The sequence below is a fragment of the Rivihabitans pingtungensis genome, from assembly GCF_003201855.1.
Lineage (GTDB): Bacteria > Pseudomonadota > Gammaproteobacteria > Burkholderiales > Aquaspirillaceae > Rivihabitans > Rivihabitans pingtungensis.
On record NZ_QJKI01000001.1, the window covers coordinates 219,089 to 237,024 of the forward strand.

At 63.8% G+C, this 17,936-nt stretch carries 17 protein-coding genes; 12 read left to right on the forward strand and 5 right to left on the reverse strand.

What is annotated here, in order from left to right:
- Window positions 1-7 precede the first annotated feature (7 nt).
- The 10 genes from ispC (at window position 8) to DFR34_RS01020 (ending at window position 10,000) form a co-directional block, all read left to right on the forward strand.
- Entirely contained in the window at window positions 8-1,186 is a 1,179-nt protein-coding gene (gene ispC / locus DFR34_RS00975; protein ID WP_110389277.1) for a 1-deoxy-D-xylulose-5-phosphate reductoisomerase, read from the forward strand.
- A 3-nt stretch (window positions 1,187-1,189) separates the two neighbouring features.
- Window positions 1,190-2,530, forward strand: a complete 1,341-nt coding sequence (rseP, locus tag DFR34_RS00980; protein WP_245906776.1) for an RIP metalloprotease RseP — start codon at window positions 1,190-1,192, stop codon at window positions 2,528-2,530.
- Between the two features lie 42 nt (window positions 2,531-2,572).
- Window positions 2,573-4,831, forward strand: a complete 2,259-nt coding sequence (gene bamA, locus DFR34_RS00985; protein ID WP_245906777.1) for an outer membrane protein assembly factor BamA — start codon at window positions 2,573-2,575, stop codon at window positions 4,829-4,831.
- A 4-nt stretch (window positions 4,832-4,835) separates the two neighbouring features.
- Window positions 4,836-5,348: an OmpH/Skp family outer membrane protein gene (locus DFR34_RS00990; RefSeq protein ID WP_245906778.1), complete on the forward strand. Its 513-nt coding sequence runs from the start codon at window positions 4,836-4,838 to the stop codon at window positions 5,346-5,348.
- 88 nt (window positions 5,349-5,436) lie between these two features.
- Window positions 5,437-6,492 (forward strand): UDP-3-O-(3-hydroxymyristoyl)glucosamine N-acyltransferase, encoded by a 1,056-nt coding sequence (gene lpxD / locus DFR34_RS00995; protein WP_110389279.1) that lies wholly within the window; start codon window positions 5,437-5,439, stop codon window positions 6,490-6,492.
- Window positions 6,489-6,947: a 3-hydroxyacyl-ACP dehydratase FabZ gene (gene fabZ, locus DFR34_RS01000; RefSeq protein ID WP_110389280.1), complete on the forward strand. Its 459-nt coding sequence runs from the start codon at window positions 6,489-6,491 to the stop codon at window positions 6,945-6,947. The genes lpxD and fabZ overlap by 4 nt, the downstream gene beginning before the upstream one ends.
- Window positions 6,948-6,950: 3 nt before the next feature.
- Window positions 6,951-7,724, forward strand: coding sequence for an acyl-ACP--UDP-N-acetylglucosamine O-acyltransferase (lpxA, locus tag DFR34_RS01005; protein ID WP_110389281.1), 774 nt, complete (start codon window positions 6,951-6,953; stop codon window positions 7,722-7,724).
- Window positions 7,724-8,893, forward strand: coding sequence for a lipid-A-disaccharide synthase (gene lpxB, locus DFR34_RS01010; RefSeq protein WP_110389282.1), 1,170 nt, complete (start codon window positions 7,724-7,726; stop codon window positions 8,891-8,893). The genes lpxA and lpxB overlap by 1 nt, the downstream gene beginning before the upstream one ends.
- Window positions 8,886-9,488, forward strand: coding sequence for a ribonuclease HII (gene rnhB, locus DFR34_RS01015; RefSeq protein WP_110389283.1), 603 nt, complete (start codon window positions 8,886-8,888; stop codon window positions 9,486-9,488). The genes lpxB and rnhB overlap by 8 nt, the downstream gene beginning before the upstream one ends.
- A complete protein-coding gene (locus DFR34_RS01020; RefSeq protein ID WP_110389284.1) occupies window positions 9,488-10,000 on the forward strand; it encodes a DNA-deoxyinosine glycosylase in 513 nt (170 codons plus the stop codon). The genes rnhB and DFR34_RS01020 overlap by 1 nt, the downstream gene beginning before the upstream one ends.
- Window positions 10,001-10,065: 65 nt before the next feature.
- Here the strand turns inward: DFR34_RS01020 and DFR34_RS01025 are convergent, their stop codons facing one another.
- The 3 genes from DFR34_RS01025 to DFR34_RS01030 form a co-directional block, all read right to left on the reverse strand.
- A complete protein-coding gene (locus DFR34_RS01025; protein WP_158281706.1) occupies window positions 10,066-11,082 on the reverse strand; it encodes a ribonuclease T2 family protein in 1,017 nt (338 codons plus the stop codon).
- A gap of 119 nt (window positions 11,083-11,201) precedes the next feature.
- Window positions 11,202-11,375 carry a hypothetical protein gene (locus DFR34_RS17040; protein ID WP_158281707.1) on the reverse strand — a complete coding sequence of 58 codons (174 nt, stop codon included), beginning with the start codon at window positions 11,373-11,375 and terminating at the stop codon, window positions 11,202-11,204.
- Window positions 11,376-11,502: 127 nt separating this feature from the next.
- Entirely contained in the window at window positions 11,503-12,297 is a 795-nt protein-coding gene (locus DFR34_RS01030; RefSeq protein WP_110389286.1) for an AraC family transcriptional regulator, read from the reverse strand.
- 97 nt (window positions 12,298-12,394) lie between these two features.
- Here DFR34_RS01030 and DFR34_RS01035 point away from each other — a divergent pair, with 97 nt between their 5' ends.
- Both DFR34_RS01035 and DFR34_RS01040 read left to right on the forward strand, forming a co-directional pair.
- A complete protein-coding gene (locus DFR34_RS01035) occupies window positions 12,395-13,579 on the forward strand; it encodes a YbfB/YjiJ family MFS transporter (RefSeq protein WP_110389287.1) in 1,185 nt (394 codons plus the stop codon).
- 240 nt (window positions 13,580-13,819) lie between these two features.
- The gene (locus DFR34_RS01040; RefSeq protein WP_110389288.1) at window positions 13,820-14,140 is read left to right on the forward strand and encodes a hypothetical protein; all 321 of its coding nucleotides are present in this window, start codon (window positions 13,820-13,822) and stop codon (window positions 14,138-14,140) included.
- Between the two features lie 108 nt (window positions 14,141-14,248).
- Here the strand turns inward: DFR34_RS01040 and DFR34_RS01045 are convergent, their stop codons facing one another.
- Complete coding sequence (locus DFR34_RS01045) at window positions 14,249-16,831, reverse strand: [protein-PII] uridylyltransferase (protein WP_110389289.1); 2,583 nt, start codon at window positions 16,829-16,831, stop codon at window positions 14,249-14,251.
- Window positions 16,832-16,861: 30 nt separating this feature from the next.
- Window positions 16,862-17,935 (reverse strand): LPS export ABC transporter permease LptG, encoded by a 1,074-nt coding sequence (lptG, locus tag DFR34_RS01050; RefSeq protein ID WP_110389290.1) that lies wholly within the window; start codon window positions 17,933-17,935, stop codon window positions 16,862-16,864.
- Window position 17,936 lies beyond the last annotated feature (1 nt).

Genomic DNA, 17,936 nt, shown 5'->3' on the forward strand with positions numbered 1-17,936 from the left:
GCTGAACATGACCCCGCAAGGCCTGACTATTCTGGGCGCCACCGGCACCATCGGCGTCAACACCCTCGACGTGGTAAGCCGCCACCCACAGCAATTTCGCGTGGTGGCGCTCACCGGCCAATCGCAACTGGACAAGCTGGCCGAGCAATGCCGCCGCTTTGCCCCCCGCTACGCCGTGGTGCTGGACGCCGCCTCGGCCAGCACGCTGTCCGGCCTGCTGGCCGCCGCCGGCTGCGACACCGAAGTGCTGTACGGCGCCGAGGCGCTGGCGCAGGTGGCCACCCTGCCGGAAGTAGACGCCGTGATGGCCGCCATTGTCGGTGCCGCCGGCCTGCCGCCCACCCTGGCGGCGGTGCGCGCCGGCAAGCGCGTGCTGCTGGCCAATAAAGAATCGCTGGTGATGGCCGGCGAGCTGTTTATGGGCGAGGTGCGCGCCAGTGGCAGCGTGCTGCTGCCGATTGACAGCGAGCACAATGCGATTTTCCAGTCGCTGCCGGACGACTATCGCGGCGATCTGGCCGCTGCCGGCGTCGAGCGCATCGTGCTGACCGCCAGCGGCGGGCCATTTCGTGGCTGGCGCGCCGAGCAACTGGCCGATGTCACCCCGGCCATGGCGGTGAAACACCCCAATTGGGTGATGGGCCGCAAGATTTCGGTGGACTCCGCCACCCTGATGAACAAGGGCCTGGAAGTGATCGAAGCGCGCTGGTTGTTCAATGCCGCGCCAGACGCCATCGAAGTGGTGGTGCATCCGCAAAGCGTGATTCACTCGATGGTGCGCTACCGCGATGGCTCGGTGGTGGCGCAGTTGGGCACGCCGGACATGCGCACGCCGATTGCCCATGCCCTGGCCTGGCCGCAGCGCATCGACGCCGGCGTCGCCCCGCTGGATTTCTCCACCCTGTCCGGGCTGACCTTCGAGGCGCCGGACACGCTGAACTTCCCCTGCCTGCGCCTGGCGTTTGACGCGCTGCACGCCGGCGGCAACGCCCCGGCGGTGCTCAACGCCGCCAATGAAATCGCCGTCGCCGCCTTCCTGGGTGGCGCGCTGCCGTTCACCGGCATCCCCGGCCTGGTGGACGCCGCGCTGGCGCGCTTTGCCGGCCAGCCCTGCGCCAGTGTCGAGGCGCTGCTGAGCTGCGATGGCGAAGTGCGCGCCTTCTGTCGCGCCCGACTGGCGGTCTGAGGCATGCTGAGCACAATTCTCGCCTTTGCCGTGGCCATCGGCGTGCTGGTGACCTTTCATGAATTTGGCCACTATTGGGTGGCGCGCCGTTGCGGCGTGAAAGTGCTGCGTTTTTCCATTGGTTTTGGCCGGCCGCTGTTCAGCGCGCGCTGGCGCGGCACCGAATGGAGCATCTCGCCGATTCCGCTGGGTGGTTACGTCAAGATGCTGGACGAGAGGGAAATGGACGTGCCGGCGCACGAGCGCCATCTTGCTTTTAATGCCCAGCCGGTCAGCCGGCGCATGGCGATTGTCGCCGCCGGCCCGCTGGCCAATCTGCTGCTGGCGGTGCTGCTGTATATGGCGCTGTTCATGTCTGGCGTCAACTGGATCAAGCCGGGAGTGGGTTCGGTACAACCGGGCTCGCCAGCGGCGCAGGCGGGCCTGCGTGGCGGCGAGGTGATTGCCGCAGTGAATGGTGAAGCCGTGGAAAGCTGGCAGGACTTGCGCCTGGCGCTGATGGAAGGCCTGGCGGATAGAGCCATCACCCTGACGTTAAGCCAACCCACCACGCAACAACTGACCGTGCCGCCGGCGGCGCTGGCTGAACTGGAAGCCGACAACCACGGCCTGGCCCGGCTCGGCCTGTCGCCTGCGCGGCCGCTGGCGGAAATCGCCATGGTGGACGCCAATGGCGCTGGCGCGCGCGGCGGCCTGCAAGTGGGCGACCGCCTGTTGGCGCTGGATGGCCAGCCGCTGCGCGGCTGGGAGGATTTTTCCCGGCAGGTGCGCCAGCACCCTGGCCAGCCCTTGATGCTGACCGTGTCGCGTCATGGCCGTGAATTGACGCTGCGTTTGACGCCCGACAGCCTGGCCGGGCCGGATGGCCAGCGCCTTGGCCGGCTGAATGTGGCGCCGCGCCAGGACGAAGCCTGGATGAATAGCCTGCGCATGAGCCGCCAGGACGACCCGATCAGCGCACTGGCGCACGCGGTGGAAAAAACCTGGGACACTGCCTGGAGCAGCTTTTCCATGATCGGCCGCATGGTCTTGGGACAGTTGTCGATGGACAATCTGTCCGGCCCGCTGATGATTGCCGACTACGCCGGCCAGAGCGCGCGCCAGGGCACACAATCGTATCTGGAATTCATGGCGCTGATCAGCATCAGCCTGGCTGTGCTCAATCTGCTGCCGATTCCGGTGCTCGACGGGGGGCACTTGATGTATTATACCGTCGAGCTATTGCGCGGGCGTCCGGTTTCCGAACGCACCATGGCCCTGGGTCAGCGCATCGGGCTGGCCGCGCTGCTTGGCCTGATGACGTTTGCGCTTTTCAACGACATTCAACGTCTCGTGACGGGTTAACCGCCAATCTCTATGAAAATCAAGACACTAGTTCTCTCCATCATGGGTCTGTCCCTGGCGCCACTGGCCTGGGCGGCGGAACCGTTCGTGATCAAGGATATCCGGGTGGAGGGCCTGCAACGCACCGAACCCGGCACCGTATTCAACTATCTGCCGGTCAAGGTCGGCGATACCTTCTCTGACGACAAGGCCGAATCCGCCATCAAGGCGCTATTCGCCACTGGTTTTTTTGCCGATGTGCGCATCGAAACCGAAAACAATGTGGTGATTGTCGCCATCGCCGAGCGACCGGTGATTGCCGAGCTGAACATCAACGGCTCGAAAGAATTCGACAGCAAGCAGCTGAAAAAGGCCCTGAAAGACAACGGCCTGGCTGAGTCGCGCGTGTTCGATAAATCGGTGCTGGAACAAGCCGAACAAGAGCTCAAGCGCCAGTATTACAGCAAGGGCAAATACTCGGTACAGATCAACACCAAGGTGACCAAGCTGGAACGCAACCGCGTGGCGGTCACCATGGACATCGACGAAGGCGTGGCTGCGCGCATCAAGCAGATCAAGATCGTCGGCACCAAGGCCTTCAAAGAAGGCGATCTCTTGGACGAATTCGCCCTGACCGACTCGGGCTGGCTGACCTGGCTGACCCGCGACGACCAGTATTCCAAGCAAAAACTGCAAGGTGACCTGGAGCGTCTGCGCTCTTACTACCTGAACCGTGGTTACTTCGAGTTCAATATCGACTCCACCCAGGTGTCGATCAGCCCGGACAAGCGGGATGTGTATATCACCGTCAACGTCAGCGAAGGCGAAAAATACGCTGTCTCGGACGTGCGCTTTGCCGGCGATTTGACCGTGCCGGAAGCCACCCTCAAGCCGCTGGTGCAGATCAAGCCGGGTGAAACCTTCACCCGCGACAAGGTCAACGACACCGTCAGCGCCATCACCGACCTGCTGGGCAACAGCGGCTATGCGTTTGCCAACGTCAATGCCGTGCCGGAAGTGGACAAGGACAAACATCAGGTGGCGTTCACCTTCTTTGTCGATCCGGGCCGCCGTGTGTACGTGCGCCGCATCAATGTGGCCGGCAACACCCGCACCCGCGACGAAGTGATCCGCCGCGAAATGCGCCAGATGGAAAGTGGCTGGTACGACAACCAGAAAATCAAGCGCAGTAAAGAGCGTCTGGACCTGCTGGGCTACTTCACCGACGTCAACGTGGAAACCCCGGCCGTCACCGACACGCCTGACCAGGTGGACGTGAATGTCAGCGTCACCGAAAAACCCACCGGCAGCGTGCAGTTGGGCGCCGGTTTCTCGCAGGACAACGGCTTTGCCCTGTCCGCGTCGATCTCGCAGACCAACTTCTTTGGTTCGGGCAAGGCCGTGTCGGCAGGCTTTAACACCGACAAGGTGAACGAGTTCTACAACCTGTCGTTCACCGACCCGTACTTTACCGTCGATGGCACCAGCCTGGGTTATGACGTCTACCGCAAGACTTACGACCCCAGCCAGAAGGATCGCGGTCAGTACAAGACCAAAACCGACGGCATCATGGTGCGTGCCGGTGTGCCGATCACCGAATTCGATCGCATTAATTTCAGTGCCGGCGTCGAGCGCACCAAGATTGGCCTGTTCTCCGACAGCCCCAAGCGCTATGTTGACTTCGTCAACGAGTACAGCAGCAGCAACTTCAGCCTGCTGGCTTCGGCCAGCTGGGCGCGCGACACCCGCGACTCGGCGCTGTGGCCGACCAAGGGCTCGGTAAGCAAAGCTGCCGCTGAGTTTGCCCTGCCGGGTGGCGATGTGCAGTACTACCGCTTTAGCGTAGGCAATCAGTGGTACTACCCGCTGAGCAAAAACCTGACGCTGATGCTGAATGGCGAGCTGGGCATGGTCAACAGCTGGTCCAGCAAGAAGCTGCCGTTCTACGAAAACTTCTACCTGGGCGGCATCAGCTCGGTGCGGGGTTTTGAATCCGGCACCATTGGCGCCCAGGATGAAAACAACAACGCCTATGGCGGCACCCGCCGCGCGGTGTTCAATGCCGAAGTGCTGTTCCCCTTCCCGGGGCTGCGCGACGACAAAACCCTGCGCCTGTCCACCTTCTTTGACGTGGGCACGGTGTTTGGCGGCCAGTTCAACAGCGGCCTGACCTGGCGCGATAACCTGCGCTACTCGGCCGGTCTGGGCTTGTCCTGGGTGTCGCCGCTGGGCCCGATGCGCTTCAGCTTCTCGCAGCCGCTGCACAAGAAGTCCAACGACCATCTTGAGCGCTTCCAGTTCACGCTGGGCACCTCGTTCTAAGCCCATGATGAGCAAGCTTGCCTTATTGTGGCGTGCGCTGATGGCCAGTCTGGTGCTGGCCATGCTCTGGCTGGCCGTACCGGCCATGGCCGACGAGCTGCGCCTGGGCTACGTCGATACCGAGCGGGTCTATCGCGAGGCAACGGCGGCGGTGAAAGCGCAGCAGCGCCTGAAAGCCGAATTCGCCCCGCGCGAAGCTGAGCTGGCCGACATGGCGCGCCGCGCGCGAGAGCTCAAGCAAACGCTGGACGCCGGCAAACTCTCCGACGCCGAGCGGCGCACGCGCGAGCGCGAGCTGCAAGCACTGGACCGCGACTTTCAGGCCAAGCAGCTGGAATTCCGCCAGGAATTCGGCCAGCGCCGCACCGAAGAATTTGCCGCCATCCAGCAGCGCGCCAACCAGGTGATCCGTGACTTGGCGCGCAGCGAACGCTTTGACCTGATTTTGCAGGATGTGGTGTACGTCAGCCCCCGTTTCGACATCACCGAGCGAGTGCTGAAAGCACTGGACGACTGACGCGCGTCAGCCCGTCTGACCTGGCCGCCCGCGGGCGGCCGGGCGGCGTGGCTGGCGCGTGTGTTTTTTTGCCCGCCAAGGACCATACATGGCCTGGACCCTTTCTGAGATTGTCGCCCGCCTGGGCGGCGAATTGCACGGCGAAGATCGCCTTATCGCCCGCCTGGCGCCGCTGGACGAAGCCGGCGCCGACGAGATTGCCTTTGTCACCGGCACCAAGCACGCCGACGCGCTGCGCGCCTCGGCCGCTGGCGCGGTGATTGTCAAAGCCGACTTGCTGGACATTGCCGCCCGCCCAGCGATTGTCTGCGCCGACCCCTATGTGTATTTTGCCCGGCTGGCCGGGCTGATGTGCCCGCCGCCGGCGGCGCGCGCCGCTGGCGCGCATCCCAGCGCGGCGGTGGCCGCTGACGCGCAGGTGGCCGCCAGCGCGGAAATCCGCGAGTTTGTCAGCATTGGCGCCGGCGCGGTGATCGGCGAGCGGGTGTTGTTGATGGCAGGCGCGGTAGTCGAGGCGGGCGCGGTAATCGGCGACGATTGCGTGTTGCACCCGCGCGTGGTGGTGCACCACGGCTGCGTGGTCGGCGCCCGCTGCATTCTGCATGCTGGCGCGGTGATTGGCGCCGATGGCTTTGGCAACGCCTGGGCCGGCGACCACTGGGAAAAAATCCCGCAAATCGGCCGCGCGGTGCTGGGCGACGACGTAGAAATCGGCGCCAACACCACCATCGACCGTGGCGCGCTGGCCGACACGGTGATTGAGCGCGGCGTGCGCCTGGATAATCTGATCCACATCGCCCACAACTGCCGGGTGGGCGCGCACACCGCCATGGCCGCCTGCGTCGGCGTGGCCGGCAGCACCAGCATTGGCGCCAATTGCATGATCGGCGGCGCGGCGATGATCTCTGGCCATCTGAAAATCGGCGACCGTGTGCACATCTCCGGCGGCACGCTGGTGGCCAAAAATCTGGACAAACCTGGCCAGTACACCGCCGTGTACCCGCTGGCCACCCATAAAGAGTGGCTGGGCAACGCCGCGCATGTGCGTCAGCTGGGCAAGCTGGCGGCGCGCGTCAAGCAGCTGGAAGCCCGTCTGGCTGCCGCCAACGCCACCGACCCCCACTCCACCAAGGAACCCCAATGAGCGAATTCGCCACCCTGATCGACCTACGCGCCATTCTCAAGCTGCTGCCGCACCGTTACCCGTTTTTGCTGGTGGATCGTGTCACCGAACTGGAAGTCGGCAAGCGCATCGTCGCCCTGAAAAACGTCACCATCAACGAGCCGTTTTTTGTCGGCCACTTTGACGGCTACCCGGTGATGCCGGGCGTGCTGATTGTCGAAGCGCTGGCCCAGGCCGCCGGCATCCTGGCGGTGAAAACCCACGATGGCGATGTGCGTCAGGAAAACGCCCTGTATTTCTTTGTCGGCATCGACAACTGCCGCTTCAAGCGCCAGGTGATCCCCGGCGACCAGCTGACCCTGGAAGTGGAAATGCTGCGCGTGGCGCGCGGCATCGGCAAATTCCGCGCCGTGGCCAAGGTGGATGGCGAAATCGCCGCCGAAGCGGATCTGATGTGCGCCCGTCGGGAGGTGTGATCCATGGCGATTCATCCCACCGCCATCATTGCGCCGGGCGCACAGATTGACGCCAGCGTGGAGATTGGCCCTTACGCGGTGATTGGCGAGCATGTCAGCATCGGCGCCGGCACCCGCGTGGGCCCGCACACGGTGATTGAAGGCCACACCAGCATTGGCCGCCAGAACCAGATTTTTCAGTTCGCCTCGCTGGGCGCCGCGCCGCAAGACAAAAAATACGCCGGCGAACCCACCCGGCTGGAAATTGGCGACAACAACACCATCCGCGAGTTTTGCACCTTTAACGTCGGCACCGTGCAAGACGGCGGCCTGACCCGGCTGGGCAATGACAACTGGGTGATGGCTTATGTGCATATCGCCCATGATTGCATTGTGGGCGACCACTGCATCCTGGCCAATAACGCCACCCTGGCCGGCCACATCAGCATCGGCGACCATGTGTTTCTCGGCGGGCTGACCGCCGTGCATCAGTTTTGCACCATCGGCGCCCATGCCATGACCGCTGGCGGTTCGATTGTCGTGCAAGACATCCCGCCCTATGTCACCGCCGCCGGCAACCACGCTCATCCGGTGGGCATCAATAGCGAAGGCCTGCGCCGCCGTGGCTTTGACGCCGAGCAAATCAGCCGCATCAAACGCGCCTACAAGCAGATTTACCGCCAGGGCCTGAGCCTGGAAGACGCCAAGGCCGCCATCACCGAGGCTGCCGCCGACGCCCCGGAGCTGGCGCTGTTTGTGGACTTTTTTGCCCGCGCCAAGCGCGGCATCATCCGCTGATGGGCCTGTTTCCACCCGACGCCGGCCTGCGCATCGCCATGGTGGCCGGCGAGGCCTCGGGCGATATGCTGGGCGCGCGGCTGATCGACGCCATCCGTGCCCGCCGCCCGGATGCGCGCTTTGTCGGCATCGGTGGCCCCAAAATGCAAGCCGCCGGGCTGGAAAGCCTGTTTCCGCAAGAAACCCTGGCCGTGCGCGGCTATGTGGAAGTGCTGCGCAATCTGCGCGCCATCCTCGCCATCCGCCGCGAGCTCAAGGCCAAGCTGCTGGCCGAGCGCCCGGACGTGTTCATCGGCGTCGATGCGCCGGATTTCAATCTGGCGGTTGAACACAGCCTGAAAGCCGCCGGCATTCGCACCATTCACTACGTCAGCCCGTCGATCTGGGCCTGGCGCGGCGAGCGCGTGCACAAAATCAAACAAGCGGTAAACCGCGTGCTGGCGCTGTTTCCGATGGAGCCGCCGATTTACCAGGCGGCCGGCGTGCCGGTCAGCTATGTGGGCCACCCGCTGGCGGAAAGCATGCCCATCGTCCCCGACCGCCAGGGCGCGCGTGAGGTGCTGAACATCCTGCCGCGCCAGGCGCCAGTGTTCACCCTGATGCCCGGCAGCCGCCAGGGCGAAGTGGACGTGATGGCCCCGCTGTTCATCGCCGCCGCCCGCTTGATCGCCAAAGAAGTGCCCGACGCGCAATTTTTGGTGCCGTTGGCCACCCGCCCGACCTTTGACCGCTTTGAACAACTGCTGTGGCGGCTGAAAGCCCACCAACTGCCCATCCGCCGCCTGTTCGGCCACGCCCAACACGCCATGGCTGCCGCCGACGCCGTGCTGGTGGCCAGCGGCACCGCCACGCTGGAAGTGGCCCTGGCCAAACGGCCGATGGTGATCAGCTACAAAATCTCGCCGATCACCTACCGCATCGTCAAACGCAAACTGCAACTGCCCTATGTTGGCCTGCCCAATATCCTGTGCGGCGAATTCATCGTGCCGGAACTGCTGCAAGACGACGCCACCCCGGAAAACCTCGCCCAGGCCCTGCTCAACGCCTGGCGCGACGCCGACTACCGCGCCTGGCTGGATGGCAAACTGACCGAACTGCACCACACGCTGAAGCAGGACAGCGCTGCACGTGCTGCGCAGGCGGTGCTGGAGGTGGCAGAACATGGCTGAACAACAGAACCGACTCTGCGGCGTTGACGAAGCCGGCCGTGGCCCCTTGGCCGGCGCAGTATTTGCCGCTGCGGTGATTCTTAACCCCACCCGCCCGATCAGCGGCCTGGCCGATTCCAAAAAACTCTCTGAAGCCAAGCGCGATGCGCTGGCACTGGAAATCCGTGAGAAAGCCCTGGCCTGGGCGATTGCCAGCGCCAGTGTGGAAGAAATCGACCAGATCAATATCCTGCACGCCAGCATGCTGGCCATGGCGCGGGCGGTGGATGCGCTGGCAGTGACGCCCAGCGAAGTGCAGGTGGACGGCAACCGCACGCCCAAGCTGTTCAAACCGCTGCCGGTCAGCGCCATCGTCAAGGGCGACGCCAAGGTGGCGGAGATTTCCGCGGCGTCGATTCTGGCCAAAACTGCGCGCGACGCCGAGCTGGTGGCGCTGGATGCGCAATATCCGGCTTATGGCTTTGCCCGCCACAAGGGCTACCCCACCGCCGAGCATCTGGCAGCGATTGCCGAACACGGCGTGCTGAGCATTCACCGCAAGACATTTGGCCCGGTCAAAGCCTGGCTGGCGACGCATCAGGGCGAGTTGTTCTGATGGCGGCAGTGGGCGAGGGCGCTGCGCTGGCGCGCTGTTTTACCCCGGTGGTCAACGCCGACACGCAAGTATTGATTCTGGGCAGCCTGCCCGGCGCGGCCTCGCTGGCGGCTCAGCAGTATTACGCCCACCCGCGCAACCAGTTCTGGCCGCTGCTGGCGGCGGTGCTGAAGCAGCCCGACTTGCCGGCGCTGGCCTACCCCGCGCGGCTGCAAGCCTTGCTGGCGGCGGGGGTCGGGCTGTGGGATGTGGTGGCGCAAGCGCAACGGCGCGGCAGCCTGGACGCCAATATCCGCGACGCCCAGGCCAACCCGCTGCCGGCGCTGATTGCCCAGCTGCCGCGCCTGCACACGGTGGCCTTCAATGGCGCCACCGCCGCGCGGGCGGCGGTGCAACTGACGCCTTACCCCTGGCTGCGGGTGTTGCCGCTGCCCTCGTCCAGTCCGGCACACACGCTGGCGTTTGCCGACAAGCTGGCCGCCTGGCAGGCCCTGGGCGACGACATACACTAGCCTGTCACTGCTTGAGCATGTCTTTGCCCAGCCCGGCCTGTCGGTGACAGCGCCAGACCCGGTGCTTACATCACATCCACCCGGAAGCTCTCGCCGCAACTGGAAGAAAACCCTTCCTCGGCGGCTTGCAACAGCGGCCCCAGCTTGGGCTGCTGACGCGGGATGCTGTTCGGCAGGTTCATGTAGATGTCTACCAGTTGGCCATTGGTGCAGAAGAATTTCATCCGCTTGTGCGCATTGGCGCCCAGGCCCTGATCAATGACGGCAAACAGATCCTGGGTGGGAATGCTCAGGCCCCGGTTGGCCGCAATGAACGGCCCGACACTCGAGGCATTGAATTGCTTGACCAGATCAATGGCCACCTCAAAGTAGCCATCGGCATCCCATTCAGTCTGGCAGGTGCCGTGCTTGAACCACTCATGACGTTGCAGGCAAGAACCCGCCGCAGCGCTGGGCATCACTTCGCCCAGTTGGCGCATGGTGCTGGCGCTGATGGCCGGCTCAGGATAGTTGCAGAAATTCTTCTGCTGCGGCTGGCTGCTGCAATAGCCATAATTGGTGCCGCAGCGCCCCAGATTGGGCCACAGGCCATGCAGCGTGAAGTTCTGGCTGGCCCACGGGGTGGGCTGCTGACATTCTGGCTTGCTTTGATGGGTTTCACAGAAAGCCGCCTGCCAGCTGACGGCAAACACATAGCTGTCACCTTGCCCGGCCAGATTGCAGGCCTTGCCGCTGCTGGCTGACGACGTGCTGCTGGTGCTGGCAGGTCTGGATGTCAGCGCACCCCGACCGCAATGGGCCGATACCCAGCGCTCTGCCGGCTGTGCGCCTTGGGCTTGTATCCGATACCAGGTCGGGGCATTGGGTGCATCAGCGTCAATGATCGGATACACCACCCCGGACTGCACGGTGAACTGATCGGGATTATTGTCAGGCTTGCCGGCCTTGGGCTTGTTGACGGTGGCGGTGCAGGCTTGCTCAGCAGAGAATGCGCCAGCATAGCCGGCAGCGTGGGCCTGGGCGGTCAGACCGCCGAGCACCAGGGCCAGCGTCAGGGCAAGAGAAGGGCGTGACAGAATCATGCAGGGCTCCTTGGGAAGGGAAGATGAACGGGCGGCTTGCCATATCCACAACGGCAATTTATGCATTATTCATCATACCCATTCATGTCTGACAATAGCTGACTACCCCCTTCTCCCCGTTACCACTTGCCTTCCAGCGTCAGCAAAAAGCTGCGGTTGGCACGGCGGCTTTCCACTTCCTGGCGCTTGAGTGCACCAGTGCTGTCATACTCCCACACCTGATTGCGGGCTTTTTCACCGGTAACATGCTGTACCGAGGCGCGGGGAGGACAGGAGAAAAAAGCCGTGGGCATCCGAAGGCTTTGTTAAGAGCCGCTCACAAAACTCAGCGAAGCGCGCCTGGCTAGGTGCGCAGCCGCAGACAGTACAAGGCGTACGGCCAGGCTGCGCAACAACGCCAGGAGGGTCTTGTTAGCAGCTCTAACCACACTCCCCCCGCCGCCAGTCGCTCGGGCTGCACCCCATGGCCTGGCGGAACATATGGCTGAACGCCGAGGGTGAGGCGTAGCCCAGCTCCAGCGCCACGTCGGTGACGGCGCGGCCAGCGCCCAGCCATTCCAGCGCACGGATCAGCCGCAGGCGGGTGCGCCAGTCGCGCAGGCTGATGCCCAGTTCGCGCTCGAAACGTCGGCTCAGCGTGCGCGCCGAGGCGCCCAACGCGGCGCCCCAGGCGGGCAGGTCGCGCGGGTCGGCGGGCTGGGCGTACAGCGCCTCGCACAGGATGCGCAGCTGCGGGTCTTTTGGCCACGGCAGGTGCACATCCTGCCGGGGCAGGCGTGGCAGCTGATCAACAATCAACTGCTGCACGCGGGCGGTGTAGTCGGCGCTTTCCTGGCGCTGGCCGATGGCGTCCAGCTCGACAATCAGCGCGCGCAGCAGCGGGGTGGCGGCCAGCACCTGGCAGTGCTCGGGCATGTCCAGCGCCAGCGCGGCGTCCACATACAGATTGCGAAACTCCGCATCGTGCAGGGCGCCGGTGGCGTGCAGCACGCCGGTGGGCAGCCACACCGCTTGCTCGGGGGTGATCACGCACCAGGTGTCTGGCGCCTGCACCAGCAGCGCGCCAGCGGTGGCGTACACCAGCTGACGCCAGCGGTGGGTGTGCGGCAAAAAACTGTGCCGCGCCGGCAGGCGCTGCGAGCGCAAAAACACCGGGCTGGGCAGGGTGTCGATTTCTGGCAGGTCTACGGCGCGCCAGTCTGGGCCAAGGGGCATGGTAGCTGTCTTTTCATCGATAGTGATCGTCAGATTATCGAATGCCGGCCAGCCGCGCCAGCCTTACCATGGCGCATTGCCTGCCGGAGCGCCCATCATGTCTATTGCTGTTTCCCTCGACCCCGCCCTGGCCAGCGCCCGCTGGCGGGTGCTTGCCGCTGGCGTGTGCGCGCTGATTCTCACCGTGGGGCTGGCGCGCTTTGCCTATACGCCGATGCTGCCGATCATGCGCACACAAGCCGGGCTGAGCGATCTGGCCGGCGGCTGGCTGGCCACGTTCAATTATGTCGGCTATATCAGCGGCGCCTTGCTGGCGGCAACCTTGTCGCGCTTGCAGGATAAATTCCGCCTGTATCGGCTGGGGCTGGCGCTGGCGGTGCTGACCACGCTGGGCATGGGGCTGACCGACAATCTGTATCTGTGGACGGCCTTGCGCCTGCTGGCCGGAATTTCCAGCACCGCCGGCTTGCTGATTGCCTCTGGCCTGGTGCTGAACTGGCTGATTCGCCACGGCTGCCGCGCCGAGCTGGGCCTGCACTTTACCGGCATTGGCCTGGGCATTGTGGTGTCCGGGCTGGCGGTGGCGGCGATGGCGTCGCTGGATTGGGCCGGGCAGTGGCTGGGCCTGGGCGTGCTGGGCCTGGTTTTCATGCTGCCCGCCTGGTGGTGGATGCCGGCCCCGGCTGGGGCCGGCGCCACCGCCACAGCGCCGGCCGCCGGACCCAGCCGGCGCTGGATGGGGTTTTTTGTGGCGGCGTATTTTTGCGCGGGGTTTGGCTATGTGATCAGCGCGACCTTTATCATCGCCATTGTCGGCAAGCTGCCGCTGCTGGCCAATCTGGGCGGCTGGGTGTGGGTGCTGGTCGGGCTGATGGCCACGCCGTCGTGCTTTGTCTGGGATCGATTGGCAGCGCGGCTGGGGCAGATTCCGGCGCTTTTGCTGGCCTATGGCCTGCAAACCGTGTCGATTGCCCTGCCGGCGGCCAGTGAGGGCGCGCTGCTGAACCTGCTGAGCGCGGCCTTGTACGGCGGAACCTTTGTCGGGATTGTCAGCCTGACGCTGTCGATTATTGGCCGGCATTTTCCGGCCAACCCGGCCAAGGCGATGGCGCGCATGACGCTCAGCTATGGCGTGGCGCAGATTGTGGCGCCGGCGCTGGCTGGCTATATCGCCACCGTCACCGGCAGCTATCGCGGCGCGCTGTGGCTGGCGGCGGCGGTGATGCTGGCCGGTATGGCGGCGCTGGCGGCCCTGCGGGAAAAACCCGCTCACCACCCTTGACAAGATCAACAAGCCCGCAGTAAATTGGCACCCACAGCGCCGATTTGAGCTTCAGCTTGCGGGCGCTTTACAAATGCAGCTAAAGCGTATGCGAAACCCGCACAGCTTTGGCTGGCGGGTTTTTCGTTTTGGCCGGCCCGCCCGGCAGCGCCGATTTAATGCACACAACTTGCAGGCGCTTGATAAATCTTGCTAAAGCGTGGCCCACACGGGCTTCGCACACCGAACAGGAGATGCCCGATGTACGATTGCCAATCCGACAGCTATGCCGATTTCACCGTCGCCCAGCAGACCACCACGACCACCACGCAGGCACGGCGCCGCCCCGAGCCACTGGCCGGCGATGTGCGAGTGCGTGCCCTGCCCGGCCACGAGGCCGTGCTCACCGAGCTGGCCATCAGCGCCGAGCGCCAGGGCTATCTGGCCGAGCGACGCGGCGCACGGCTGACGCTGTTTGCAGTGACGCTGGCTGACGTGCTGGCATTCAACCGCGCCTTTGCCGCCCGCGCCACCTTCAGCGCCGAATTCCGCCTGGCAGCGCCAGTGGCGTTTCATGGCTGAGCGGTCCACCCACGACTGAAAAAACCCAGGATTGCCGCTGGTGCGGACATCCTGGGTTTTGATTTTTTGGCAAATACGATCTTGCTTGCGGGATCAATCCACGCCGCCCTAGCCCTGCAATTGCAGTTCATCCAGCAGTTCGCCTTCCAGTTGCAGCGCGCGTTTGGCGTCGTTCAGCGCACCGCCTTGCAGCAGGAAGGAGTCTTCCACCCGTGAGCCCAGGGTCATGATTTTGGCGGATTGCACGCTCACCTGGTGGCGCGACAGCACCCAGGCGATGCGCGCCAGCAGGCCGGGGCGGTCGCCGGTGACGATGGACAGCACATGGTAGTTGCCGCGATCGTCCGGGCGGATGCTGACCTGCGGTTCGATGGGAAAGTATTTCAAATGGCGGTTGATGCGCCCGCCGCTGGGCGGCGCCAGCGGGGCCTGGCGGGTGAGCAGGGCGGCCAGTTCAAATTCCACATAGTTGATCAGGTCGCGGTAGTCGCCGTCAAAGTGTTCGGGCACAAACACATGAAAGGTGTCCAGCGCGTAGCCGTGGCGGGTGGTGTAAATCTTGGCGTCGGCAATGCTGTAGTGGGTGCGGCCAAAAAAGCCGCAGATGCGGGCAAACAGGTCGGGCTGGTCGGGGGTGTAGACCAGTACCTTGATGCCTTCTTTGCTGGTGGAAATCCGCGCCTTGACGATGGGGGCATCGGTATCGACAAAGCGGTTGAGCACGCGCGCGTGCCAGGCGATTTCCCGCGCTTCGTGGCGCAGAAAATACACCGTGTCCAGCTGCTTCCACAGTTTTTCTTCGACGCCGTCGGGCACCAGCGACAGGCGCAGCAGGTTGCGCGCTTCGTTGCGGCGTTCTTCCAGCTCGGATTCGGTGTCCACCTGGCCGCCGCGCGCCAGCATGCGCAGGGTGGAGGTGTACAGGTCTTCCAGCAGTTTGCCTTTCCAGGCGTTCCACACCTTGGGGCTGGTGCCGCGAATGTCGGCCACCGACAAGAGATACAGCGCGGTCAGCCGGCGAACGTCGCCCACCCGCTCGGCAAAGGCTTGCACGGTTTCCGGGTCGTAGATGTCTTCTTTTTGCGCCACCGCCGACATGGTGAGGTGCTCGCCCACCAGCCATTCCACCAGATCAATGTCTTCTGGCGGCAGGCCGTGGGTCTGGCAAAATTCGCGGGCGTCGGCCATGCCCAGCTTGGAATGATCGCCACCCCGGCCTTTGGCGATGTCGTGGAACAAGCCAGCCAGATACAGCGCTTCCGGGCGCTCAAAGTCGTTCAGCAGCTTGCTGCAAAACGGGTATTCGTGGTTGAAGGCCGGCGAGGCAAAGCGGCGCAGATTGCGCACCACCATCAGGATGTGTTCATCGACGGTGTAGACATGAAACAAATCATGCTGCATCTGGCCAACAATACGCCCCCAGGCCGGCAGGTAGCGGCCGAGCACGCCGTATAAATTCATCCGCCGCAGGCCGCGCGTCAGCCCGGCCGGCTCGCGAAACATCTGCAAAAACAGCGCCTGATTGGCCGGGTCGCGGCGAAAAGCGCCGTTGATCTTGCCGCGCGCGTGCCACAGGGCACGCAGGGTTTTTGGAGTAAAGCCGGTCAGCTCGGGGTGGCGCTGCAACAGCAAAAAGCCTTCCAGGATGGCGGACGGGGTTTTTTCAAACACATCGGGGCGGCGCACCGCCAGCATGCCGTTCAGCGTGCGAAAACGCTCGTTCAGCACATGGCTGACCTGGCGCACTTGCGAATACAGCCGGGATTTCAGGTTGGGCAGCAGGATGCCGTTCAGTTGGCTGACCAGCCGGGCAGCGCGGTAATACAGCTGCATCAGCTGCTCGGAGGCGCGCCGGCTGGGGCTGTCTTGCAGACCCCAGCGCAGGGCGACTTGCTGTTGCAGGTCAAAAATCAGCCGGTCTTCGCGCCGTTTGGCGGTCAGGTGCAGGTCGATGCGCAGGCATTGCAGTTGGTGCTCGCTGTGGCGAATCAGCCGCGCTTCCTGGGCGGTGAGGATGCCGCCTTCCACCAGCGCGCCCCAGCTGTCGCCCAGGCCGCTGGCCTTGCTGATCCACAAAATGGTTTGCAGGTCGCGCAGGCCGCCGGGGCTTTCTTTGACGTTGGGCTCCAGATTATTGGCCACGCCAAAGTATTTATTGTGCCGCTGCTGTTGCTCGAATTGCTTGGCCTCAAAAAACGCCACCGGGTCGATGTGCGCTTCCAGCTGCTGGTTCAGCGCGGTGTGCAGCTGGGCATTGCCAATCAGCCAGCGGTTTTCCAGCAGGGTGGTTTCGATGGTGATGTCGCCGGCGGCCTCGGCCATGCATTCGCTCAGCGTGCGCACGCTGTGGCCGACTTCCATGCCCACGTCCCACAGCGCGCCAATCAGCTGCTCCACCGCCGCCGACAGCGCCTGGTCGGGGTTTTCTGGCAGCAGCACCAGCAGATCGATGTCCGAGTGCGGAAACTGCTGGGCGCGGCCATAGCCGCCCACGGCAATTGCCGCCGCGCGCTCGCCCAGCGCCAGCGCCTGCCAGACTTCGCGGATGATCACGTCTACCATATCGGTGGCGCGCTTCATCACCCAGCGCGGGTCGCGCTGGCGGGCAAAATGTTCGGCCAGTTTTTCGCGGCCTTGCTTGAGTTTTTCGCGCCAGCTGGCAAGCTGCTCGGCGGACAGGGGGGTATTCATCCAGCAACGCTTCCGGGGGTAGGATCAGGGTCAGCGACGTTCGCGCCGCGCGGTCAGGACGGCGCCAGCAGCCAAAAAGGTCAGCGTGGGCACAATCGCCACCGCCGCCGGCCACCAGTCATACAGCAAGCCCAGATGGCCCAGCAGGCGGTTGAAAAAGTGAAACGACAGGCCAATCAGGATGCCGATAAACAGCTGCATGCCCAGATTACCTTCGCGGCGGTTGACCGGGGTGAAGGCCAGCGCCATCAGCGCCATCGACAAACAGGCCAGCGGGTAAAAAATCTTGCCCCACAGGGCGATTTCATAGCGCGAGGTTTTTTGGCTGTTGTTTTTCAGGTGGTCGATATAGGCCACCAGGTTCAGGCCGGACATCTGCTCGGGCACCACCAGCAGCACCGAGAGGATTTCCGGGCGAATGACCGACTTCCACACCAGGGCATCATGGTGGCTGCGCACGATGCGCTCGGGCGTGATGTCGGAATCCTGGACTTTTTCCAGCCGCCAGCTGCCGTCACCCAGATAAAAACCACGCTCGGCGTAGCGGGTGCGGGTCAGGCGCAGATCAGCGTCGTAGCTGTAAATACGAAGGCCAATCAAGGAATTATCCGGCAGAATTTCCCGCACATTAATAAAATTGCGGTCGTCTTTCATCCACGAGCCAGAGTTGAATTGCTGGGCCACCACCGAGCGGGTAGCGCGGATTTTCAGCCGCTCGGCCTCTTGCTCGGCCTTGGGGGCAATAAATTCGCCCATCAGCAGCGTGACCAGGGCAAACACCAGGCCGATTTGCACCAGGATGCTGCCCACGCGCAGCAAAGACACCCCGGAGGCGCGCATCACCGTGTATTCCGAGCCCGAAGCCAGCAGGCTCATCGCCACCAGGGTGCCAATCAGCACCGCCAGCGGCAGCAACTCGTAAATATGGCCGGGAATTTGCAGCAGCACATGCACCAGCATGATGCCCAGAGTGTAGCTGCCTTTGCCCAGGTCGCCAGCTTCGTTGATGATGTCAAAAAACGAAAACAGCGCCACCAGCGCCAGCAGGGTGAACAAGGTCACCAGGCTGATGCGCGAAATCAGATAACGGGTGAGCAAGCTCATC